The sequence below is a fragment of the Streptomyces sp. NPDC002513 genome, from assembly GCF_053595355.1.
In genome coordinates, this window is the sequence record NZ_JBSFXK010000005.1 from 136,980 (window position 1) to 158,975 (window position 21,996).

The 21,996-nt window shown below is 71.6% G+C and carries 23 protein-coding genes; 10 read left to right on the forward strand and 13 right to left on the reverse strand.

The genetic code is table 11. The annotated features are described in order from the left end of the window. Nucleotides 1-61 precede the first annotated feature (61 nt). Nucleotides 62-1,450, reverse strand: a complete 1,389-nt coding sequence (locus ACWD5Q_RS05845) for a S1 family peptidase (protein ID WP_451425765.1) — start codon at nt 1,448-1,450, stop codon at nt 62-64. Between the two features lie 375 nt (nt 1,451-1,825). Here ACWD5Q_RS05845 and ACWD5Q_RS05850 point away from each other — a divergent pair, with 375 nt between their 5' ends. Together ACWD5Q_RS05850 and ACWD5Q_RS05855 are read left to right on the forward strand one after the other, a co-directional pair. Next, nucleotides 1,826-2,467: an HAD family acid phosphatase gene (locus ACWD5Q_RS05850; protein WP_451425766.1), complete on the forward strand. Its 642-nt coding sequence runs from the start codon at nt 1,826-1,828 to the stop codon at nt 2,465-2,467. 80 nt (nt 2,468-2,547) lie between these two features. Then, a complete protein-coding gene (locus ACWD5Q_RS05855; RefSeq protein WP_451425767.1) occupies nt 2,548-2,949 on the forward strand; it encodes a PPOX class F420-dependent oxidoreductase in 402 nt (133 codons plus the stop codon). Between the two features lie 100 nt (nt 2,950-3,049). Here the strand turns inward: ACWD5Q_RS05855 and ACWD5Q_RS05860 are convergent, their stop codons facing one another. Beyond that, complete coding sequence (locus ACWD5Q_RS05860; RefSeq protein ID WP_451425768.1) at nt 3,050-3,700, reverse strand: MOSC domain-containing protein; 651 nt, start codon at nt 3,698-3,700, stop codon at nt 3,050-3,052. 139 nt (nt 3,701-3,839) lie between these two features. Here ACWD5Q_RS05860 and ACWD5Q_RS05865 point away from each other — a divergent pair, with 139 nt between their 5' ends. Further along, nucleotides 3,840-4,049: a hypothetical protein gene (locus tag ACWD5Q_RS05865; RefSeq protein ID WP_451425769.1), complete on the forward strand. Its 210-nt coding sequence runs from the start codon at nt 3,840-3,842 to the stop codon at nt 4,047-4,049. A 333-nt stretch (nt 4,050-4,382) separates the two neighbouring features. Here ACWD5Q_RS05865 and ACWD5Q_RS05870 read toward each other — a convergent pair whose 3' ends face one another. After that, complete coding sequence (locus ACWD5Q_RS05870; protein WP_451425770.1) at nt 4,383-5,027, reverse strand: phosphotransferase; 645 nt, start codon at nt 5,025-5,027, stop codon at nt 4,383-4,385. Nucleotides 5,028-5,202: 175 nt separating this feature from the next. Then, nucleotides 5,203-6,384 carry a permease gene (locus ACWD5Q_RS05875; protein WP_451425771.1) on the reverse strand — a complete coding sequence of 394 codons (1,182 nt, stop codon included), beginning with the start codon at nt 6,382-6,384 and terminating at the stop codon, nt 5,203-5,205. A gap of 194 nt (nt 6,385-6,578) precedes the next feature. On the opposite strand from ACWD5Q_RS05875, the gene ACWD5Q_RS05880 reads away from it, so the two are divergent. Further along, on the forward strand, nt 6,579-7,268 hold the full coding sequence (locus ACWD5Q_RS05880) for a peptidoglycan-binding protein (RefSeq protein ID WP_451425772.1): 690 nt from the start codon (nt 6,579-6,581) through the stop codon (nt 7,266-7,268). Between the two features lie 71 nt (nt 7,269-7,339). Here ACWD5Q_RS05880 and ACWD5Q_RS05885 read toward each other — a convergent pair whose 3' ends face one another. Continuing rightward, on the reverse strand, nt 7,340-8,062 hold the full coding sequence (locus tag ACWD5Q_RS05885) for a nucleoside/nucleotide kinase family protein (protein WP_451425773.1): 723 nt from the start codon (nt 8,060-8,062) through the stop codon (nt 7,340-7,342). Between the two features lie 348 nt (nt 8,063-8,410). On the opposite strand from ACWD5Q_RS05885, the gene ACWD5Q_RS05890 reads away from it, so the two are divergent. After that, nucleotides 8,411-9,151 carry a beta-phosphoglucomutase family hydrolase gene (locus ACWD5Q_RS05890; RefSeq protein ID WP_451425774.1) on the forward strand — a complete coding sequence of 247 codons (741 nt, stop codon included), beginning with the start codon at nt 8,411-8,413 and terminating at the stop codon, nt 9,149-9,151. After that, a complete protein-coding gene (locus tag ACWD5Q_RS05895; protein WP_451425775.1) occupies nt 9,148-11,505 on the forward strand; it encodes a glycoside hydrolase family 65 protein in 2,358 nt (785 codons plus the stop codon). Before ACWD5Q_RS05890 ends, ACWD5Q_RS05895 begins: the two co-directional genes overlap by 4 nt. Nucleotides 11,506-11,599: 94 nt before the next feature. Here the strand turns inward: ACWD5Q_RS05895 and ACWD5Q_RS05900 are convergent, their stop codons facing one another. The 3 genes from ACWD5Q_RS05900 to ACWD5Q_RS05910 form a co-directional block, all read right to left on the reverse strand. After that, nucleotides 11,600-11,914, reverse strand: coding sequence for a hypothetical protein (locus tag ACWD5Q_RS05900; RefSeq protein WP_451425776.1), 315 nt, complete (start codon nt 11,912-11,914; stop codon nt 11,600-11,602). Between the two features lie 124 nt (nt 11,915-12,038). After that, nucleotides 12,039-12,422 (reverse strand): hypothetical protein, encoded by a 384-nt coding sequence (locus tag ACWD5Q_RS05905; protein ID WP_451425777.1) that lies wholly within the window; start codon nt 12,420-12,422, stop codon nt 12,039-12,041. Between the two features lie 294 nt (nt 12,423-12,716). Continuing rightward, a complete protein-coding gene (locus ACWD5Q_RS05910) occupies nt 12,717-13,637 on the reverse strand; it encodes a MurR/RpiR family transcriptional regulator (protein WP_451425778.1) in 921 nt (306 codons plus the stop codon). Between the two features lie 206 nt (nt 13,638-13,843). Here ACWD5Q_RS05910 and ACWD5Q_RS05915 point away from each other — a divergent pair, with 206 nt between their 5' ends. After that, a complete protein-coding gene (locus tag ACWD5Q_RS05915; protein WP_451425779.1) occupies nt 13,844-14,233 on the forward strand; it encodes a hypothetical protein in 390 nt (129 codons plus the stop codon). A 92-nt stretch (nt 14,234-14,325) separates the two neighbouring features. Here the strand turns inward: ACWD5Q_RS05915 and ACWD5Q_RS05920 are convergent, their stop codons facing one another. Next, nucleotides 14,326-15,162, reverse strand: coding sequence for a hypothetical protein (locus ACWD5Q_RS05920; protein ID WP_451425780.1), 837 nt, complete (start codon nt 15,160-15,162; stop codon nt 14,326-14,328). A 173-nt stretch (nt 15,163-15,335) separates the two neighbouring features. Here ACWD5Q_RS05920 and ACWD5Q_RS05925 point away from each other — a divergent pair, with 173 nt between their 5' ends. Continuing rightward, nucleotides 15,336-16,319, forward strand: a complete 984-nt coding sequence (locus ACWD5Q_RS05925; protein ID WP_451425781.1) for an aldo/keto reductase — start codon at nt 15,336-15,338, stop codon at nt 16,317-16,319. Nucleotides 16,320-16,344: 25 nt separating this feature from the next. Here ACWD5Q_RS05925 and ACWD5Q_RS05930 read toward each other — a convergent pair whose 3' ends face one another. Further along, nucleotides 16,345-16,599, reverse strand: coding sequence for a hypothetical protein (locus ACWD5Q_RS05930; RefSeq protein ID WP_451425782.1), 255 nt, complete (start codon nt 16,597-16,599; stop codon nt 16,345-16,347). 188 nt (nt 16,600-16,787) lie between these two features. On the opposite strand from ACWD5Q_RS05930, the gene ACWD5Q_RS05935 reads away from it, so the two are divergent. Further along, the gene (locus ACWD5Q_RS05935; protein WP_451425783.1) at nt 16,788-16,943 is read left to right on the forward strand and encodes a hypothetical protein; all 156 of its coding nucleotides are present in this window, start codon (nt 16,788-16,790) and stop codon (nt 16,941-16,943) included. Between the two features lie 37 nt (nt 16,944-16,980). Then, entirely contained in the window at nt 16,981-17,820 is an 840-nt protein-coding gene (locus ACWD5Q_RS05940) for an alpha/beta fold hydrolase (RefSeq protein ID WP_451425784.1), read from the forward strand. A gap of 216 nt (nt 17,821-18,036) precedes the next feature. Here the strand turns inward: ACWD5Q_RS05940 and ACWD5Q_RS05945 are convergent, their stop codons facing one another. The 3 genes from ACWD5Q_RS05945 to ACWD5Q_RS05955 form a co-directional block, all read right to left on the reverse strand. After that, on the reverse strand, nt 18,037-19,650 hold the full coding sequence (locus ACWD5Q_RS05945; RefSeq protein WP_451425785.1) for a serine/threonine protein kinase: 1,614 nt from the start codon (nt 19,648-19,650) through the stop codon (nt 18,037-18,039). A 174-nt stretch (nt 19,651-19,824) separates the two neighbouring features. Next, complete coding sequence (locus ACWD5Q_RS05950) at nt 19,825-21,057, reverse strand: 4-hydroxybenzoate 3-monooxygenase (RefSeq protein WP_451425786.1); 1,233 nt, start codon at nt 21,055-21,057, stop codon at nt 19,825-19,827. Nucleotides 21,058-21,195: 138 nt separating this feature from the next. Continuing rightward, complete coding sequence (locus ACWD5Q_RS05955; RefSeq protein WP_451425787.1) at nt 21,196-21,990, reverse strand: PP2C family protein-serine/threonine phosphatase; 795 nt, start codon at nt 21,988-21,990, stop codon at nt 21,196-21,198. Nucleotides 21,991-21,996: the final 6 nt, after the last annotated feature.

Below are 21,996 nucleotides of genomic sequence, written 5' to 3' on the forward strand. Positions count from 1 at the left end.
CCTTCCGGATCTCCACCGCCGCCTCCTCTTCCCCTGGCCCGGCCGGCCGCCCCCGGTTCCGTCAGCCCCAGGTTCCGGAGTAGGCCCGGCGATAGGCGTTGCGCTCCTGCTCGGTGCGGATGTACCGCGTGGCGACCAGGGCGACCAGGCTGCCCGCGATGACGAGCAGGCCGGGCCCGATGTTCCGCGGGTCGGTCAGCCGGGAGAGCAGGCCGTCGGCGCTGTCGGTGGCCCCCGTCCGCTGAACCGCGCCGGGTGCCGCGGACCCGGGTGCCGCCGACCCGGGCGCGATGGCCGCGCCCTGGGGGGCCGAGGCGGACGGAGCGGGCGCGGCGGACGTACCCGCCTGCGCCTGCCCGGTGAGCCGGACCCCGAGCGTCGTCATCGCGTTCGTCAGCGGCTGGAAGAACGTCGTACCGCCCCTCTGGCAGTCGCCGCTGCCGCCCGACGTCACCCCGAGTGCGATGCCCTCGGAGAACAGCGGGCCGCCGCTGTCGCCCGGTTCCGCGCAGACCGTGGTCTGGATCAGGCCGGTGACCGTGCCCTCCGGGTAGTTCACCGTCGCGCCCAGCGCGGTGACCTCGCCGTCGTGCAGACCACTGGTGCTGCCGCTGCGGAAGACCCTCTCCCCGACGACCGGGTCCCCGGCCGCCGTGATGCGCACCCCGCGCCCGCCACCGATCGCCACGATGTTGTCACCGGGGGTCTGCTGTCCGTCCTCGTACCGGATGAGCGAGAAGTCGCCGTTGCCGGGGAACTCCGACGCCACCGTCCGGCCCAGCAGTGTCCGGCCCGTGTTGTCCGAGAACCAGAGCGTGCCGCCGGGCCCGCAGTGGCCGGCGGTGAGGAGGAACTCGGTCTGGCCGTTCGTCACGTTGTAGCCCGCCGAACAGCGGCCGGCGGTGGAGAAGAGAGGCTGGGCGCCGTTCACCCGGGTGGTGAACCTCCCCTGCGTGCGCTGCATGCGGACGAAGTCCCCGATGCCGTCGGCCAGTCGCGTCATCCGCGACCAGTCCGAGGCGGAGACGCTGCTGTCGGCCTCCACCACCACCTCGTTGGTGCGGTAGTCCAGGGCCCAGGCCGTGCCCGCCACTTTCGGGGCCGAACTCAGGGAGCCTGTAGCCGACTTGAGTTGGTCCATGCTGTGACGCACCATCTTGGGCCGCGCCCCGGCCGCCGTCACCTCGACAGCCGCCGCGCTGTCCGTCACGGCGACGACGGAGGTGCCGTCGTCGGCGATCCAGGTGCCCGCGGTGCGCGCGGTGCCGAGCCGTGCCACGAGCGCGGCACCCGCCCGGGGAGCGCTCTGCGTGGACGCGCCGCCGGGAGCCTGCGCGCCGGACGGTTCGCTCGCCAGGGCCTGGGTGACCATCAGGCCTCCCAGGAGCAGCCCGCCGAGGGCCGCCGCGCGTGCCCCCCGCCGGACGATCCGTCGTCGTGCATGCCTCATCCATGGCTCCGAACCCCGAACGGCACGGCGTCACCACCGCGGGCACTGTCGTCGTCGAGCGCCCTCCCTCCATACGTGCGTCCGGGGCGCCGCGTTCACCAACACGCGCCCAGCGTCCTGCCGTTGGCGCGGTCGAGGGACTTCGCGGCAGCACGCCGGTGCGTGCGTCGCCCCCACGGGGGCCGGTGCGTGCGTCGCCCCCACGGGGAGTCTCCGCTCGCGGACGGACCGAGACCTACTCGCGAGTAACTGTCTACCGGCAGGTAACTTTTCGGTCGCCTCTCGTCCACCCTTGGACGTGAACATGTCGAACGCGGCGACGGTCGGGGAATCGTCGCCGCATTGACGTGCAGGGACACGAAGGAAGGGACGGGCATGACAGGACGTGGTGTGGGGCATCGGATCGGCGCGGTCTCGGCGGTTGTGGCGCTGGGCATCGGCGGCACGGTCACCGCGGCGCAGACCGCGGTCGCCGCTCCGGCCGGGACCACCGTCAGCGTGGCCGCCGTACAGGCCTCGGGGGTCGACTACGCCACCTGGCAGGCGGATGTGAAGGCGGTCATCGACCGGGCGCTGCCGTGTGTCCGGCAGCGCACCGCGAACGCGGCCGGGCAGAAGCTCGCGATCGTCTTCGACATCGACAACACCACGCTGGAGACCGACTTCCACCCCTGGTACCAGCTGCCCACCCCGGCCCTCCAGCCCTCCCTGCAACTGGCCCGGTACGCGAAGTCCCGTGGTGTGTCCGTCTTCTTCGTCACCGCGCGCCCCGGCATCATCGAGGCCGAGACCAAGTGGAACCTGAAGACCGTGGGCTACCCGGTCGACGGTCTGTACGTGCGGGACCTGCCGGACCTCTTCGACGAGGTCGGCGCCTACAAGACCAGCAAGCGCGCGGAGATCGAGGCCCAGGGCTACACGATCGTCGCGAACGTCGGCAACAACACCTCCGACCTGGTCGGCGGCCACGCCGAGCGCACCTTCAAGCTGCCCGACTACAACGGCCAGTTGTCCTGACGCTCCTCCCGCGCGACCGGGCGCCGGTACGGGCTCACGTCCCGGCCGGCGCCCCGTGCGTCGACGCCTAGACTGCGCCCATGGACCCCACTTCGCTGGACCGGCTCGGCACGGGCAAGTACCTGTTGATCACCAGCTACCGCAAGAACGGCACCGCGGTCGCCACTCCGGTGTGGGTGGTGCGGGACGGCGACGCGCTGGGTGTCTGGACGACCGCCGACTCCTGGAAGGTGAAGCGGATCCGGGCCCGCTCCGATGTCCTGGTCGGCCCCTGCGACCTGCGCGGCAACCCGACCGGCGCCCAGGTCCCCGCCACCGCCGAGATCTGCGACCGGGCCACCACCGCCCGGTACCGGGAACTCATCGCCCGCAAGTACGGAATCGTCGGCCGTCTCACCCTCCTGGGCAGCCGGCTGCGCCGGGGCGAGGAGGGGACGGTCGGCATCCGGGTGACGCCACAGGCCGGCGGTGGCCTTGCGTAGTCGAAGTGCGGTCGCGAGGGAGTCCACTTCTGTCCTCACACACCGGCGTCGGACTGCCTCGTCTCATGCGTGCAGACGATCTGCTGAAGAAATCGATCCTTTATGCGGTCCTGCGCCTGCGGGCCAGTTCCCTGTCCTCCTCGGGCAGCGCGTCAGCGGCCAGCAGCCGCGGGAGTAGGTCCGGCTCGAGTGTCATCGCGCGGAAGACGAGTGCGACCGTCACATCGTGGTCGGGCCGGTACGCGATCTCGACGGGGTCGGAAACCCGGATGTCTCCCGGCTCGATCACGCGCAGATAGGCGCCCGGCACCGCTGCCTGGGTAAACCGTTTGATCCAGCCCTCTCGCTCCAGCCATCCCTGGAACGTCGCGCAGGGAATCCTCGCGCACGACACCTCCAGCACCACATCCGGTCCGATGCGCCAACGCTCGCCGATCAGGGCGCCGTTGACATCGAGGCCGAGTGTCGTGAGGTTCTCCCCGAAGACGCCGTTGGCAAGCGGCCTGCCCAGCTCGGCCTCCCACCCGTCGAGATCCTCGCGGCCATAGGCGTAGACGGCCTGATCGGAACCGCCATGGTGCTTGACGTCGTAGACGCGGTCGCCTGCAAGACCGACCTCGCCGGTGCCCTTGGGACCGGGTGCGATGACGGTGACCGGACCGTCAACAGGCCGCTTGTCGATGCCTGTCGCGCTGAGGCCCTTCCAAGGGTTGGGGCGAGGCTTGCCGACATTGACGGAGAGTAGCTTCATGCGCGCGACGGTACGGACCTCTGCATGCCCTGGCGACTCATTTCCCTGTCGACCCTCGGAATCAATCATTTCCAGGCCGTCATCAGGCCGATCGCTATCATGTGAACGGAGTGGCGGTTCCGATCGCAACGGGGGTTTCGTGATCGAGATAGGTGTCCTGCTCGGACTCATGCTGACGTTGGCGATCGCTTTGATCGTCAAGCTCGTGCGGCGCAGCACCACGGAGAACGTCGAAGGACTTCTTATAGAGCAAGCGCGGCGGGTGCAGGCACACAACGATCGGGTGTCCTACAACGCCTACACAATGCACGGCTCCGCGCCTACCATGAGCGACCACTATCGCCCTTAGAGCTCCGAACAAAATGGGCGCCCGGCTCGCGGCGTCTGGCACGCACTCCCCCAAGCTCTTCGAGCAGGGGGGACCCCCAGCCGCGTTGCCGAAAGGCCCAAGTAGCTCCGCTACGAGGACCTTCCGGCGCCTTGCGATCGCACGCACCAGACGCCGCGAGCTGATCGGACTCCCATTTTGTTCGGAACTCTTAGCCACACGCACCATGGGGGCGCCGAAAAGTCGAGGGAACGCCATCCGTGCCCTCTTCGTGCCCGCTCGGGGTGAACGACGGGGAATGGTGCGAAAACTCGGCAAGCCACCTCTCGGCCCGGAACGACCGTCGCTGCATGCTCAGCGCAACGCCCGTTCCAAGGTGTCCCGATGGTCGGAGACCCACTGATACGCCCGCTGCACCTCTGTGATCGTCCCGGCGTCGCGGAGCCGCCCCATCGCAACGTCCCCCTCATCAGCCTTGCTCTCGATGCCACGCCAGCACCGATCCTGCCACCACAGAATCGTGGGGAGGAGACCTTGCCTGTCCCGCAGTGCGTAGTTGTCGGCGATCAACCTCATACGTCGGGCTGCCTCTGCGGCGTCGGCCACCGCAGGACCGAGACCGAGGTACTGCCAGCAGACGTGGGCGACGTCGTGGATCCGCGCGCCCGGTGCCGCCAGATCCCAGTCGATGAAGGCTACCGGCCGCAGCGCGCCGCCGACCGGCCGATAGACGGTGTTCTTGGGCGACAGGTCGTTGTGGCACACAACTTCCTGATCTCCAGCCAGCGCAGTGCCGGCCGTCAGATCATGGAACTCACGCACAAGCCGGGCAACCGCTCCCAGACTTTCGTCCGACGAGACAGCAGCAGTCTGTCGTGGCTGCCAGGCCGCATGCCCGTCGAGGTAACTGAGGACCTCACGGCCCTTCTCGTCCCTACCGAGATACCGCGGGGCTCCGTCCCAGCCACCCGCTTCGAGCAACCTCAGCAGATCGCCCACGAACCTCGTTCGGGCGGATGCGGGACGGCGCACGGTGTCCCCGACACGAACGACGGCATTGACGAAACCCCCAGGCAAGGGCGACTCAGGCATCCCTCCACTCTGCCCGATGGTCACCTCGAATTCTCAATAACGTGCCCGTACGCGGCTGTATGTCGCGGGCTGCCGGCGTTGGTCAGTGCTGGCCCTCGTGCGCCCCGGTGTGCCCGGCATGCTCGGTGCGGTCGGGGGCGCCGCCCATCATCCGCAGCATCGCGAGGCCGCCGGTGCGCAGGAACCGTACGAGCAGTGCGGCGGCCAGCAGCAGGAACGCGATATTGAGCCAAGTCGTGTAGTTCCAGCTGACACCCTCCTCGGGGATCCTGGCGTCGGCCTGGTCGGGGACCAGTCCGAGTCCGCCGAAGATGAACTCGACCACGTACCCGGCGACCACCATCGCCACGTAGAAGGTGCCGAGGAGGAACACGGCCGCGCGTGCCCCGTAGTACTTCCGGTAGATGTTCAGGATGGGCAGGATCAGCAGGTCCGCATAGATGAAGGCGATCACTCCGCCGAAGCTGATGCCGCCCTTCCAGAGCACCACCGCGAGGGGGACGTTGCCGATCGAGCACACGAAGCTCGCGATCGCCACGAGCGGTCCGACGAGCGGTCCGATCAGTCTGGCCGTGAGCGGATGGCCGGTCAGGAAGAACGAGCGCCAGAAGTCGTCCGGCACCCACGCGGCGATCGCGCCGGCGATCAGCAGGCCGGCCACCAGGTCCCGCAGGATCGCCGCCCACTCCATGACGAAGATGTGCGACACGGAGGTGAAGCCCTCGCGGGAGAGCAGCCGGCGCAGAAAGCCGCCCTCGCCGCCCACCGACATGTCCATCGCCGCGTGCCCCTCCATCGACCCCGCCAGTCCCCGGTCGGCCTGCTCGCGGGCCTGCCGCAACAGCCGCTCGCGCAGCAGGACGCGGAAGAGCACGGCGAGGACGACGATCATCACCGGTCCGCCGACGAACTCCGCGACCGTGAACTGCCAGCCCATCAACAGGGCCAGGATGACGCCCAGTTCGACCACGAGATTGGTGGAGGCGATCTCGAAGGCCATCGCCGCCGTGAAGTCGGCGCCCTTGCGGAACAGGGACCGTGCCAGGGCCACCGCCGCGTACGAGCACGAGGACGAGGCCGCGCCGAGCCCCGCGGCGAGGGTCAGCGTACGGGGCCGGTCGTCACCCAGCAGTCGTACGACCGTCGAGCGGCGCACCACCGCCTGCACCACGGCGGACAGGGTGAAGCCGAGGATCAGTGCCCAGGTGATCTCCCAGGTCATCGACCCGGCGATGGACAGCGCGTGTTTGATCGCGTCCCACATGCGACGCCCTCTCCCTGGCCGACCGGAATGCCCGGCACTATACCCCTAGGGGGTATCGGGCGCGAGGGGGCGCGCCACTGCCGGACCCGTGGTTGCCGTCCGTAACCGTGCTTTCCCGGTGAACCGGTCCGCATGCCGCCACGTATCACTCCCCGGGGATGGGCCCAAGGCCGCGGGGACGGAAGGAGAGCAGTGTGTCGACACCGCCCGAGCAGGTCCAGCCGGTGCGGCGCCCGGTGCGGGAACCCACGTATGTGACGCGCCGCCGCCGTACGGAGGCGCTGGCCGAACTCGTCAGGCAGCTCCGTGACGGCGACGCCCGCCCACCGGAGCCCGCCTACGAGCCGATCGTCGTCCACGTCGAGCCGACGCCCGCCGAGGACGCGACGGAAGAACTGCCCCCGGTTCGGGCCGTCCCCCGCCACCGTCCCCCGGACACCCGGGACCGGCGCGCACGGCCCGTCGACGACGGGCTCACCCCGCGGGGCGCGGCCCTCACGGTCGGGGTGACCGCGACCGTCCTGATCGGCTTCGGCGCCGCGCTCCTGCTGCCCGGTGCGGGGGACGACGGCACCTCGGGCCGGGCGGCCGTCCCGCCGGCCCGGCCGCCCGTCACCGGCGCCCCCGCCCCGCAGCGGAGCACCGACCCCGACGGCCCCGGCACCCTGCGCGAGGGCGACAACGGGCCCGAGGTGACCGAACTGCAGAAGCGCCTGCTGCGTATCCCCGACATCTACAAGAACGGCTCCACCGACGGCCGTTACGACGCCACGCTCGCCGCGGCCGTCGCCCGTTTCCAGCTCTGGTACGGCGTTCACGGCGACGAGACGGGCGTCTACGGCGATGACACCCGCCGCGACCTCGAGTCCCGCACCCCGCTCTAGCGGGTGCGGCGGCGGGCACGGTCAGGCGTACGGCGGCCGCTCACTCTGAGCCGTACGCCTTCCGTGTCCGCTCACGCGGTACGGGCGTGTCGTGCGCCCCCCTCGCGCGACACGCCCGGACTGTGGACCGCCCCGCGGCCTGCCGTCCGGGGGGCCGCCGGCAGCGCGGCCGCGGGTACCACCAGGTCCGCGCGGTGGCGGGTCGTGGCCACCAGGTCCGCGTTGCGCTGGTCCGTGCCGCCCACCCACGCCACCGCCCTCGCGTGGTCCTTGCCGAACTCCTCGTGCCGGGCCACCAGCCGCCGGATGCGTTCGGGCTCGGCGATCTCGCAGAACCACACCTCGTCCAGAAGGGGCCGGACCCGCGCCCAGGCGCCCGTCTCCAGCAGCAGGTAGTTGCCCTCCGTCACGACGAGACGCGCCGACGGCGGCACCGGAATCGCCCCCGCGACCGGCTGCTCCAGCACCCGCTCGAACCCCGGCGCGTACACGATCTCGCCGTCCGTCTCCTCGCGCAGCCGCCGCAGCAGCGCCGCGTACCCGGCCGCGTCGAACGTGTCCGGCGCCCCCTTGCGGTCGCGGCGGCCCAGGCGGTCCAGCTCGACGTCCGCCAGATGGAAGCCGTCCATCGGGACGTGCGCCACCCACGGCGGCCCGTCCCCGTTCAGCTCCCGGACCAGGCGCTCGGCGAGCGTCGTCTTGCCCGCGCCCGGGCTCCCGGTGATACCGAGGATCGCACGGTGGCCGGGGCGCCCGAGGGACGCGGCCCGCTTGAGGAGGTCGTCGAAGGTCATAGGTGTCCGCGCTCGCCGCCGGGTCGTGGAGCCCGCTCGTGCGGCGGGCCGGATCAGGCCATTGGACCACCAGGGCGCACGGGAACGCGAGAGTGGTGGACCGGCCGGCCGCGGGCGCCCGGGGCGCGAACGCCGCCGCGGCCCTCGTCCGCGCCGCGAGGACACCCGCTTTCCGTGTCCCGGACGTCACCCGGCCGCCGCAGTCGGGCAGATGCCCGCGGAAGGCGTCCTCCAAGGGCCCGCCCGTGACGGGCGCGGGCTCCCGATGCCGCCGAACGCGGGTGCAGGCACGGCGGAATGTGGCCTTCACCACTCCCCGCGCGGCGTACATAGGGGAAGGTGGCTCCTATGACAGAGCTCGGTCTTCCGGACGGCATCCAGGCCTGCCTTTTCGATCTCGACGGAGTCATCACCAAGACCGCCGTCGTCCACGCGGCCGCGTGGAAACAGACGTTCGACGACTTTCTCCGCCGACGGGACGGGGAGTCCTACCGCCCCTTCGACGAGGCCTCCGACTACGACGAGTACGTCGACGGGCGGCCCCGCGCCGACGGTGTGCGCACCTTCCTCGCCTCCCGCGACATCCGGCTGCCCGAGGGCGCCGCCGACGACCCGCCCGACCGGGACACCGTCCACGGCCTCGGCAACCGCAAGAACGAACTGCTGCTGGAACTGATCCGCACCCGCGGTGTCGAGGCGTACGACGGCACGATCCGCTACGTCGAGGCCGTGCGCGCCGCCGGGCTGCGCACGGCCGTCGTCTCCTCCAGCGCCAACTGCCGCGAGGTACTGCGCTCGATCGACGCCGAGGACCTCTTCGACGTCCGCATCGACGGGATCGTGGCCGTCGTGCGGCACCTGCCGGGCAAACCGCATCCCGACACCTTCCTCGCCGCCGCCCAGGACCTCGGCGTCGAGGCCAAGGCCGCCGCCGTCTTCGAGGACGCGCTGGCGGGCATGGACGCCGGGCGCTCGGGCCACTTCGGGTACGTCGTGGGAGTGGACCGGGTCGGCCAGGCGGACGCGCTGCGGGCGCACGGCGCCGATGTCGTCGTACGGGACCTCGCGGAACTGAGGGCGCGTTCGTGATCACGCAGAGCTCGTACGCCGTCGAACCCTGGGTGCTGCGCGAGCGGGGGCTCCATCTGGACCTCCTGCCGCAGAGCGAGTCGGTGTTCGCACTGTCCAACGGGCATGTCGGCTGGCGCGGCAACCTCGACGAGGGGGAGCCGCACGGACTGCCGGGCTCCTATCTCAACGGCGTCCACGAGCGGCATCCGCTGCCGTACGCGGAGGCGGGGTACGGCTACCCGGAGTCCGGGCAGACCATCATCAACGTCACCAACGGAAAGATCATCCGGCTGCTGGTGGACGACGAGCCCTTCGACCTGCGCTACGGCCGGCTGCGCTCCCACGAGCGCGTCCTCGATCTGCGGGCCGGTACGCTCACCCGGACCTGCGAGTGGACCTCACCGGTCGGCACGACGGTCCGGGTGCGCTCCACCCGGCTCGTCTCCTTCACCCAGCGCGCCATCGCCGCCGTCGCCTACGAGGTCGAGGCCGTCGACGCACGGGTCCGGATCGTGGTGCAGTCGGAGCTGGTCGCCAACGAGCAACTGCCGGGCCACGACGACGATCCACGGGCCGCGGTGGTCCTTCAGTCGCCGCTGGAGGCGGAGGAGTACTTCGCGAAGAGCGGCCGGCTGCGGCTGGTGCACCGCACCCGCAAGAGCGGCCTCAGGGTCGGGGCCGCCGCCGACCACGTCGTCAGCGGCCCCGACCCGACCACCACCGACAGCGAGGCGACCGACGACCTCGCCCGCCTCACCGTCGCCACCGTGCTGGACCCGGGCGAGCGGCTGCGCGTGGAGAAGTTCGTCTCCTACGGCTGGTCGGGCACCCGCTCGCTGCCCGCGATCAGCGACCAGGTGGACGCGGCGCTGGCCGCCGCCACCAGCAGGGGCTGGTCCGGCCTCCTGGCCGAGCAGCGCACCTACCTGGACGAGTTCTGGGCGCGCTCCGACGTCGAGATCGACGGCGACGAACAGATCCAGCAGGCCGTCCGCTTCGCCCTGTTCCATGTGCTGCAGGCCGGGGCCCGTGCCGAACAGCGGGCGATCCCGGCCAAGGGACTGACCGGCTCCGGCTACGACGGTCACGCCTTCTGGGACACCGAGATGTTCGTGCTGCCCCTGCTCACCTACACCTCGCCGGGCGCGGTCGCCGAGGCGCTGCGGTGGCGGCAGAACACGCTGCCCGCGGCCCGGGAGCGGGCGGTGCAACTGGGCCTGCGGGGCGCGGCGTTCCCCTGGCGGACCATCGAGGGCTCGGAGGGTTCGGCGTACTGGCCGGCGGGCACCGCCGCGTTCCATGTGAACGCCGACATCGCCGACGCGGTCGTCCGGTACACCTCGGCCACCGGCGACGAGCAGTTCGACCGCGACACCGGGGTGGAACTCCTGGTGGAGACGGCCCGGTTGTGGCGCTCGCTCGGTCACCACGACCACCACGGCATGTTCCACATCGACGGGGTGACCGGCCCGGACGAGTACAGCGCGATCGCCGACGACAACACGTACACCAACCTGATGGCCCGCGCGAACCTGCTGGCCGCGGCCGACGCCGTCGAGCGCTATCCGCGCCAGGCCGCGGAGCTGGGCGTCGACGAGGAGGAGAGCGCCGCCTGGCGGGGTTCCGCGAAGACGATGCACATCCCCTACGACGACGAACTGGGCGTGCATGAGCAGCACACCGGGTTCACCCGCCACCAGCGCTGGGACTTCGACGCGACACGCGCGGACCAGTACCCGCTGCTGCTGCACTTCCCGTACTTCGACCTGTACCGCAAGCAGGTCGTCAAGCAGGCCGACCTGGTCCTGGCGATGTACACGTGCAGCCCCTTCTTCGACACGGAGCACAAGGCGCGCAACTTCGCCTACTACGAACCCCTCACCGTGCGCGACTCGTCCCTGTCCGCCTGCTGCCAGGCGGTCATCGCGGCCGAGACGGGCCATCTGCGACTCGCCTACGACTATCTGCACGAGGCCGCACTGATGGACCTGCAGGACCTGGAGAACAACACCCGCGACGGCCTGCACATCGCGTCCCTGGCCGGTACCTGGATGGCGCTCGTCGCGGGCTTCGGCGGTCTGCGCCACAACGGGGACAGGGTCGCCTTCGCGCCGCGCCTGCCGGAGCAGTTCGGCCGGCTCGCCTTCACCCTCGAACTGCGGGGCTGCCGGCTGCGGGTGGAGATCGGCCGCGCCACGGCCACCTACACCCTGATGCGCGGTGGCCCGCTGACGATCCATCACCACGGAGAAGAGGTCACCGTCGACGCGGACAAGCCGCAGACCCGCGACATCCCGCTCATCAAGCCCCGCCCGGCTCCCGACCAGCCGTTGCACCGGCGGCCGAACCACCAGACCGGCGAGGAGGGATGACGGCACCCGCCGGCCGCGGGTGACGGCCGGTACGTGCCCGCCATCCGGTCCGTCCGCCCGCATCGCGGACGGACGGACCGGAGCCCGTCACCCGTCAGTCGGACAACGCGCCGTCGTCGCGCCCGAGTTCACGCACCGGTACGGCGGCCCGCATCGACTTCAGGGCCAGCAGCAGGGCGGCGATGTCGTCGAGGTAGACGGGATCGGGGAGCAGATCGGCCGGCAGCACCAGATACAGCACCGCGCCCCAGAACACCCAGCGGGGCCCTGTCGGCAGTCCGGCACGGCGCAGGTCGCGGCGCGTGCGGACCAGCCGCAGCAGCAGCGCGAGCGCCACGCCGAGCAGCGTTGCCGCGAGGGCCGCGAGGGCCGCGACGACGGCGATCACGGTCCAGCTCATGGAGTCCATGTACAGCTCCGGGCATGCGTAGGAGTCGTCCTCTCCTACACATGCCCGGCTGCGCGGCGGACCGTGCCTGCGCCGCGCCGAATGCCCTGGACGGTCGGGTGAGGAGCGGGCGTGCGGGGCGCGGTCAGTGGCCGCGCGCGGCGCTGCCGTCCACCAGGGCCTGGTGGACGGCGCGCACGCTGCGCGCGATGTGCTGGAGCTGCGTGAGTTCGGCGGCGTAGAGCCGGATCGTGTGTTCGATGACCGACTCGGGCAGGCCGAGCCCGGGCAGGTCCGTCCGCGCCGTCTGCAGTGCGGTGCGGGCGACCCGCACCTCGTGCTGCACCTGGATCTGCGCATGCCGGGCGAGCAGGACCGGGTGGCGGATCAGGGCCGGGTAGCCGGCGTAGCGGGCGGGGACGAGTTCGCGCAGCCATTTGGCGGCCGATCGCTCCCAGTCGTAGCTGCCGGGTGTTTTGACCTGGCACGGCCAGTCCGAGCTGATCGGCGAGTACGTCGTCAAGGCCATGGTCTTCGCTTCCGGGTCACGTCGGCTCAGGATGTACGGCATCTTGTGAGCGGCTCCGGTCAGGGGAGGGCCGGAGCCGCCGCCGTGGACGCCCGCGCAGGCGGGTCCCGGCCGGACACCGGGCGCCCGTGGGTAGGAGCGGACGGCCCCGGTGGTCCGGACGGCGTGGCCGGGAGGGGAAGCCCGGGTCACGATCCGCGAGCAGTATTTATATATACCGGCCAATGTGCAAGGACATGAAAAAATTCACCTGTGGTTCGGTGCGATGGATCCCGCCTCACGGGCGCCGCCCCGTCAGTCCTTGAGGAAGAACTGATGCTGGTCGGCGATCTGCTCGTACTCCTCGAGACGGGCCTGCGTCCGCCCCGGATCGGCGTCGGTCATGGCCTGCAGCAGGGCGGCGGCCATCAGCCCGGGGGCGGCGTACGAGTCGAAGACCAGGCGCGAGCCGGTGCCGGTGGCGAAGACGACGTCGGCCTCGTCGGCCAGCGGCCCCAGTCCCAGATCGGTGATCAGGGCGACCTTGAGCCCCGCACTGCGCGCCACCCGCACCGCGGTCAGGCTCTCCTGGGCGTGCCGGGGCATCCCGAACGCCAGCACCCAGGTGCCGCCTGCCTCCCGTGACTGGAGCAGCGCGTCGTAGGCGACGGTGCCGCCGCGGGTCACCAGCCGTACATCGGGGTGGACCCGTCGGGCCCCGTACGCGAAGTACTCGGCGAGCGAACCGGAGATCCTCAGGCCCATCACGGTCAGCGGCGTCGACTCCGACAGCGCCCGCCCCACGCGGATCACCTGGTCCGGGTCGGCGAAGTCCCGGCGCAGATTCTCCAGGTTCTCGATCTCCGCGTCCACGGCCGCCTGGAGCTCGTTGCTGCGCTGTTCCGCCGGGGGGCTCGGAGCGCTGAGCGCGCTCAGGGCGATGGCCTGCAACTTCTCCCGCAACGCCGGGTACCCGCTGAAGCCGACGGCCGCCGCGAAACGCGTCACCGAGGGCTGGCTCACACCCGCCCGCTCGGCCAGGTCCGTGATCGACAGGAACGCCGCCTCGGTGATGTGCTCGATCAGGTACTGGGCGATCCGGCGATGCCCCGGGGACAGCCGCGGACCGTCGAACAGCTCCCTGAGCTGGGACATCGGGCTGGCTCCCGCTTCCGGGGCCGTCTTGCCCGCGGTGATCGCAGACGCCTGCGCGCGTGTCTGCTGCGGCGATGGCACCGGGCCGCCTCCTTCGTGTGCCTGGGAATTTCAACATAGCTCACCGACAGCGCTGACCAGGGGCCTTACGGCTCATATCACAGCGTGCTCCCCGACAGGCGCACCGGTCACTTCGGCCGTAGCGTCGTGCAGGGGGACCGGGGGAGGGGAGGGGTATCCGCGTCCGCCCACCGAGGACGCGACGGTCACGAAGGAGAGGAGCGGCCGTGAACTCGCCCCCAGCCCACGTACCACAGGTCGAGGTGGTGGTCAGCGACTGCTCGGCGACGGACGCCGGGAGCCTGTTCGCCGAACTGTGCCGGCGTTTCGGCTCCGACCGCTGCGCCGAGGACACACCGCACGAGACTCCCGGATCCCGGCCCACGATGTGGACCGGCACGTTCGACATGTCGACGTCCCCCGGCGAGTCCCCGGGGACGGCGTCAGCACCGCCCCTGTCCGGTTCCGTGAAGGCCGAACTGCAAGGCGAACCGCGGGCGGTGGAGCGTCTGCGCCAGGCCCTGGACGAGACGTTCGTCGTCCATCAGCTGGGCGTGGTGGCCGGCGACCAGGAGGTCGATGTCGAGCTGCGGCTGGAGAGCCGCCGGCCGGCCTGAGTCCACTGCCTCACCGGCAATCCGGAGAGAGGGCGCGGCCGTCCGCGCCCTCTCGTGCGGGCGCGACCGCGGCAGGCCGCGGACGCGCCGGCTCACCCGTGGGGTGTCGGCCCCAGGTAACGGTGGAGCGAGGCCGTGAGCGCGGTGACGAAGGCGTCACGGATGCGGCCGGGTACCAGGCCGAGGGACAGATAGGGGTTGAGGTCCTCCAGCTCGACCAGCAGGAGGTCCCCGTCCCGGGTGCGGCAGGCGTCCACGCGCTGGATCCCGTGGTCGAGCGTGTTCCAGTCGATGAAGCGCCGGGCGAAGGCCAGATCGGCGTCCGTGGGATCGTACGGTTCGAGGACCCAGCGCCGCTCGGGGTCGGGGGCGTGCAGCGCGTACTGGAAGGCGTCGTCGACGTAGTAGAAGGACACCTCGTAGCGGAAGTCGATGCGCGGCTGGACCAGGATGTCGCCCCAGGTCAGCTCCGCCAGCCGGGGACGGGGCACGAAGTCCAGGCCGATGGAGTCCGCCCCGGCCTTCGGCTTGACCGCGTACCGGGCCGCCTCGGGCAGCCGGCCGAGGTCCTCGGGGCGGTCCACGGTGGGAATGACCGGGAAGCCGGCTTCGGTCAGGTCCAGCAGGTACCGCTTGCCGGCCATGTCGGCCCGCCCGGTCAGCGGGTTGTACACCCGGGTGCCGTGCGCGGCGGCCAACGCACGGAAGGCGTCGTAGGCCTCCTGGTAGTGCAGCACCGGTCCGCTGTTGCGGACGACGACGGCGTCGAAGCCGTCCATCAGCGCCGCGGCGTCCAGCGGGTGGCACAGGGCGATGTCGAAGTCCGCACGCAGCCGGGACGAGAGGCCGATGTCCTCGTCGCAGTAGCGCCGCCCGCGGGCCTGGTAGCCCAGGTCGGTCACGTACAGCAGGCGGCGGCGGGCGGGCATGGGCGTCTCCTCGTTCGGTACGCCTCAATCTAGCCCGCCCGCCGGTGCCCGCTTCGGAGGGGCGTCGGTCATCCGTGCGAGCGGGCGTGTGCGTCGTCCGTGGGGTGTGGGCGTGCGCGGCGCGCAGGACGGGCGTCCCGTGCGCGGGCGGGCCCGGATGACACACTGGCCGCATGGAAGAACGAGAATTCCGCAGGTCGGGGCAGCACGCGTCGGTCATCGGCCTCGGCACCTGGCAACTGGGCGCGGACTGGGGCGATGTCGACGACAGGGCCGCCCACGAGGTGCTGGAGGCGGCGGCCGAGTCCGGCGTGACGTTCTTCGACACCGCCGATGTGTACGGCGACGGGCGCAGCGAGCAGACCATCGCCGCCTTCCTGCTCGGCAGGCCCGATGTGCATGTGCTGGTGGCGACCAAGATGGGGCGCCGCGTCGACCAGATCCCGCAGAACTATGTGCTGGACAACTTCCGCGCCTGGAACGACCGTTCCCGGCGCAACCTCGGCGTCGACCGGATCGACCTGGTGCAGCTCCACTGCCCGCCGACGCCCGTCTACTCCTCCGACGAGGTGTACGACGCCCTCGACACGCTGGTCGAGGAGGGCCGTGTCGCCGCGTACGGCGTGAGTGTCGAGACGTGCGCCGAGGCGCTGACCGCGATCGCCCGCCCGAACGTGGCGAGCGTGCAGATCATCCTCAACCCGTTCCGGATGAAGCCGCTGCGCGAAGTCCTCCCGGCCGCACGGCAGGCGGGCGTGGGCATCATCGCCCGAGTGCCGCTCGCCTCCGGCCTGTTGTCGGGGAAGTACACCCGGGACACGGTCTTCGCCGTCAACGACCACCGCTCGTTCAACCGGCACGGCGAGGCCTTCGACCAGGGCGAGACCTTCTCCGGTGTGGATTACGCGACGGGCGTGGACGCGGCGGCGGAGTTCGCCGCGCTCGCCCCGGAGGGCTTCACCCCGGCCCAGCTCGCGCTCGCCTGGATCATCCAACAGCCCGGTGTGACCACGGTGATCCCCGGCGCGCGTTCGGGGGAGCAGGCCCGCGCCAATGCGGCGGTCGCGAAGCTCCCCCCGCTGCCGCGGGAGACGCTCGACGCGATCGGGAACCTGTACGACCGGCGGATCAAGGAGCAGGTCGAGGACCGCTGGTAGGCACCGCGGTTCAGGGTGTCCTGCGTCATGCCATCAGGGCGGAGCGGCCGGTGCGGGTCGGGCTCCGTCCGGCGGCGGCCCGCACCCGGTAGGTGGTCTTGGCCCGGTCCACCACGGGATCCCCGAGTACGATCCGCCCGGCCACGAGCAGCGCGTCGCACTCGTCGGTGGGCAGTGCCGCATGACGGCCGCCGGACTGCCAACAGCCGTACCGTCGGCGGCCGTTGGCATGCACGGTGAGGAAGACCGGTAGGCGCTGGTCCATGATGAGGCGCAGCACTTCGGCAGCATGGGCACTGAGCCGAGGGCGCGTCATGGTCGGTCAGCCTTTCGGGGGCAGGGGCGGGCGGTCGTCCCACCCCGGGTCGAGATGATCTTTACCCCGCATTGTCGCCGAGCGCACTGACAGCGCGCATCCCGCGTGCCGAAGAGTTCCCGGGAGGTCAATGCGCGAGCCACGACCATGTGATGACCTTCCGCTTCGACCACCTGCGGGAAGCGTCCCGCAACGACGTACTCACTCATATCAAGACACCGCACGGCCGTCAGCGACACGACCAACTCGTCACCTGGGGCTCGCTGTTGACCCGGGCCGAGCGGAACGGGCCGATCTTCCGCAACTGATGACCAGGACAGCGGGAGTGGGGGCTTCCCTTATCGGGTGGCACGTGCTCTGCCGTACTGCGAGCATCTGCGGATGCTTACTCTTGCCGACGATCTCGGCCACCTTTCCTATGACGTCGCCGGCGACGGACCTCCCGTCGTACTCGTGCACGCCGGCGTCGCCGATCACCGTATGTGGGATGCCGTCACGCCCGACCTGGCGGAACGGCACACTGTCATCCGCTACGACCTGCGCGGCTTCGGTGAGTCGGCGCCCCCGACCGGCCCGTTCAGCGAGACGGACGATCTGCGCCGTCTTCTGGACCACCTGGGCCACGAACGTGTCCGGCTCGTCGGCGCCTCCTGGGGCGGCCGCGTGGCCCTGGACTTCACTCTCGCCCACCCGAGCCGGGTGCACTCCCTGGCGATGCTCGCCCCGCCATGGCCGGGATACCACTGGTCTGCGGACATGGTCGCGTACGACGAGGCGGAAACGGCGGCCCTGGCCTCGGGCGACCTGGACGCCGCCGTCCGTATCAACCTGGACATGTGGCTGCGCGGGCCGGCTCGGACATGGGAGGACGTCGCTGCCGGACTGGCCGACCTGCTCCGCGGCCCGATGCGAACGTCGCTGGTGAACCAGGGCGTCCTGGCGGACCGTTCCCAGGGCCCCGCGACTGGCGACATCTCCGCCGTCTCCGTCCCCACACTGGTGGGGATCGGCAGGCTCGACGTCGCCGACTTTCAGGACATCGGCCGGCGGTACGCCGCTGAGATCCCCGATGCGCTCCTGGTGGAGTTCCCCACGGCCGCTCACCTCATCGCGCTGGACGCGCCCGCCGAGCTCATCTCGGTACTGGGCCCGTTCCTCGACCGTTCCGAGATGGCGCGCGATTGATGCCCCGGCGGGACGGGGCAGGCCGGACCGAGCTGCCCGTGTGACTGTTCAGAGCAGCGGGCCGGGATACTCCGGCATCTCGGTGGTTCGATCGAGGAGTTGGCGGACCCGTGCCTGGCGCGGTGCGCGCCGGCACCGCGTGGGCGGCGAGGTGCTGTGTGGCGGCCGAGCACGTTGAGGCTGCCGGGTCCGCTCGTGGGGCCGCCGTGCCCGTCGTCACCTGGCCGTCACCCGGAAGGTGCGCAGGACCACGTCCAGGGCCCGCTGGTCGGTGGTGCTGTCCGCGTCGGCGGCGGGGGCCGTCCAGCGCAGGGAGAAGCCGCGGCCGCCTCCGGTGAGGAAGCCGCGGCCGAAGGTGCGCACGCGGACGCCGTCGACGGTGGACAGCCACACCATGTCGGCGCCTTGGTAACCCTGGTACGTCACGGCGCGGATGGTGCCGAGCCGCACGAAGTCGGCGTCCGTGCTCCGCAGGGACGACTCCAGGTTCCGCCAGACCGTGACCGGGTCCTGGCCGAGGCGCACGCCGGCGGTGACCGTCAGCGTGCGCGGGACGTTGCTCGCGCCGAACGTCACCCGGTAGGTGTCCTCGGCGGCCTGGGTGGTGCTGAGGCGTTTCCACCCCTGTGGCAGGTCGACGGAGAAGCCCTCGGGGGCGACGAGACGTTCGACGTCCGCATGCGGATCACCGGGGGCGCCCGGCGGCCGGGAGGCGGGCGGGGACGCGCTCGCCGGTCTGCTCGCCTCGGTGGGGAGCGTCCGGCCGGCGCCGTCGCCGGACGGGGCCGCCGAGACGGCGGGCGCGCCGGGACGGGACCGCTCCGCGCCGGCCGAAGGGGTGCCGCCGGGACGGCCCGCCGTGGCCAGTACGGCGACCGACGAGGCCACGAGGACCAGGCCCGCCCCCGCCAGCACCGACCGGCGCACGGCCGGTCTGCCCCAGGCCCGTCCCGCCCGGTGCGCGACCAGCCGCGCACTTTCGTGGCCGGTGGTCGGCGCATCCCGGCCGGAGGCCTCCGGGCCCCCGTTCAGGATGCGCACCAGGGAGGCGCGCACCACCGGCTCCGGCACCCGCTCCAGGGCGCTTTGGCGCAGCAGCCCCGTGACGGCCGGGGTGAGGGGGCCGGAGTTCACCGGGGCGCGCAGCGGCAGCCGGTCCACCGCGCGCAGGGTCGCCTCGACCACACCCCGGTCCTCGACCGGCGGACGGCCCTCCGTCATCGCGTACAGGAGCGCGCCCAGCGCCCACTGGTCGGCCGCCGGACCGGCGCTCGACCCGCGCGCCTGTTCGGGGGCGGCGTACGAGGGCGCGGTGACCCGCTGGGTGACGGACGCGCCGATGAGCCCGAACCCGGTCACCACGACACCGCCGTCCTCCCGCACGAACACCTGGCCGGGGCTCAGGTCGCCGTGGGTCATGCCCCTGCGGTGTGCGGTCTCCAGCACATCGAGGATGCCGAGGCCGATCCGGGCCGCCCGGACGTAGTTGAGGGGCCCTCGGTCCAGGATCGAGCCCAGCGGCGTGCCCTCGATGTGTTCGGTCACGGTCCACAGGACACCGTTGTCATCGATCACGTCGAGGACGGCGGCGACGCCCTCGGGGCACAGCAGTTGCATCGCCTCCGAGTCGCGCAGGATCCGGGCGGTCATGCGGCGCGCGCCGGTCTCGGGGGCCGACGGAGCGAGCCGCGACCCGACGAGGGTGACCGGCCGGCCGAACTCCACGTCCTCGCCGAGCCCGACGGTCCGCCCCTCCTCCTGATGGACGACCTCGAGCGTCCGGTACCGGCCGGCGATCAACTCCCTGGTGGAGACCTGCCCGTGGTCCATCGTCACCCCTCGCTGCGCACCGGACTCTCCGGTTTCCCGGATGTACGGCGGGCGTGACGGTGGGTGTTCAAAGAAAGGGGATTTCTTCGCGCCGGATTTCTTCCGGCCCGGGTGTGCGGCTCGTACACCCACTCACATGTGCGAAAACGGCCCCTCTGGCTACTGGCCAGTGGGTTACTGTGGGTTACCGGAGGCGGCCGAGCCGATGTACGACTCCGCGAACGCGGCCGCCGCGGCGGGCGAGTGGAACAGCCGCCGCAGCCGGGCCGCCGCCGTGCCCGCGCGGAACGGATCGCCGGACGACGGGCCGTGCAGCAGCTCGGCGAACCACTCCGAGAATTCCTGGTACTCCCACACCAGGCGCAGACAGGCCGCCGAGTAGCCGCGCAGCCCACCGGTCTCGCCCGTACGGTGGTACGCGATCAGCGCGTCGGCGAGCAGCAGCGCGTCGTGCAGCGCGAGGTTCATGCCCTTCGCGGCGATCGGGGCGACGAGGTGGGCGGCGTCACCCGCGAGGAACAGCCTTCCGTACGCCATCGGCTCCACCACGTAGTTGTGCATGTCGAGGACCCGCTTCTCGATCAGCCGGCCCTCCGTCAGCGGCGCGGCCCCCGCCGCCTCCAGCCGCGTGTGCAGCTCGGACCAGACACGTTCGTGCGGCCAGTTTTCCGGGTCGTCGCCGGGCGGGCACTGCAGGTAGTAGCGGGTGACCTGCGGGCTGCGGGCCATATGGGCGGCGAAACCGTGCGGATGGACCCCGAAGACGACGCAGTCCGACGACGGCGGCGCCTGTGCGAGCAGCGCCAGCCAGCCGACCCCGTAGTCGAACCGCGCGACGTGCGCGCGCTCCGCCGGCAGTGCGGCCCGGGACACCCCGCGCGCCCCGTCGCACCCGGCGACGAAGTCGCAGGTGATCCGGTGGCGCGTCCCCGAGTCCGGATCGGTGTACGACACCGACGGCCGCTCGGTGCCGATGTCGTGCAGCTCCACGTCGCGCACCCGGAAGCGGATGTCCCCGCCCTTGACGTCCGCGTACTCCCGCACCAGGTCGGTCACGAGCAGCGGCTGGGGGTAGACGACGTGGTGGTGGCCGGAGATCTCCGCATAGGGGAAGCGGTGCCGTTCGCCGTCGATGCGGAACTCGAAGCTGCTGTGCGTCTGCGCCCGCTCCAGCAGCCCCGCGGCGAGCCCGTGCCGCTCCAGGGCTCGCACCGCCCACTGCTCCAGGAACCCCGCCCGCGGCCGCTGCTCGATGAACTCCCGGCTCTCGGCCTCCAGGACGACACAGTCGACGGAGGCGTCCCGCAGGATGTTGGCAAGGGTCAGCCCGGCCGGTCCCGCACCGACGATGACGACGGGCACGCGCGGTGCGGACGGGGGCGGAGGGGTGGGGGAGGAGTCGATCATCCGCTCATTATGGTGGCGTACTGTCAACGCCGCTCCGGCGCACCCGAGTTACTGGACTCGGCGCGGCGCCTGACGAATCCGGGTGCGGAAGCCCGGAGCCGACCCTCCAGCCGCCGCTGCTCCGCGACCGGGCGTCCCTCAGCTCCCGGGAGGGGCGGGCACCACGCGGATGACCGCGGCGGTGACATTGTCCTCGCCGCCCGCGTCCAGGGCCCGGTTCACCAGCGTCCGCGCGTCGGCCAGTACGGTCCGGCCCCGCAGCCCGAGCACCGTCAGCAGCCCGGCGGCGTCCGGCAGATGCCGCCACAGACCGTCCGTGCACAGCAGCGGTCGGCCGGGCACCCGGGGCCGGTGGCCGCGCACCCGCGCGGTCACCGGCCCGGCGTCGGCACCCAGCCAGGCGGTGAGGGCGTCGTGTTCGCCGGTGTCGTCCTCGGACATGAGCAGGCCCGGCCCCTCGCCGGGCAGCCAGTAGGCCCGGCTGTCGCCGACCCAGGCGCTCCAGATCCCCTCCGGGCCGGCGACGCCCGCGACGAACGTGCAGGCGGGCGCGCCGTCCCGCACGGCGGCCAGAGCGCTCACCGCCCGGCCCGCGCGTTCGGTGGCCTCGGCGAGCGCCCCCTCCGGCACCTGCCCCTCCCGCAGGCCGGCGATCAGGGTCGCCGCTCCGGTCTCGGCGGCGACCCGGGCCGCACGCTCCGGCCGCGGAGACAGGGAAACCCCGTCACAGACCACCCCGACCGTCCACACCCCGGTGGCGGCCAGCGTCAGGGAGTCCGCGTTGACCTCCCGCCGGTGGCCCCGGTCGCTGACCCCGGCCGCGTCGGTGCCCACCGTGATCTCCACGTGCGCACGGAACGCCGGCTGCGCCACGCCGCAGTGCCAGCAGACACCGTCGGGCGCCACCGTGCCGCCGCATCGGACACATTCCATGGTCTC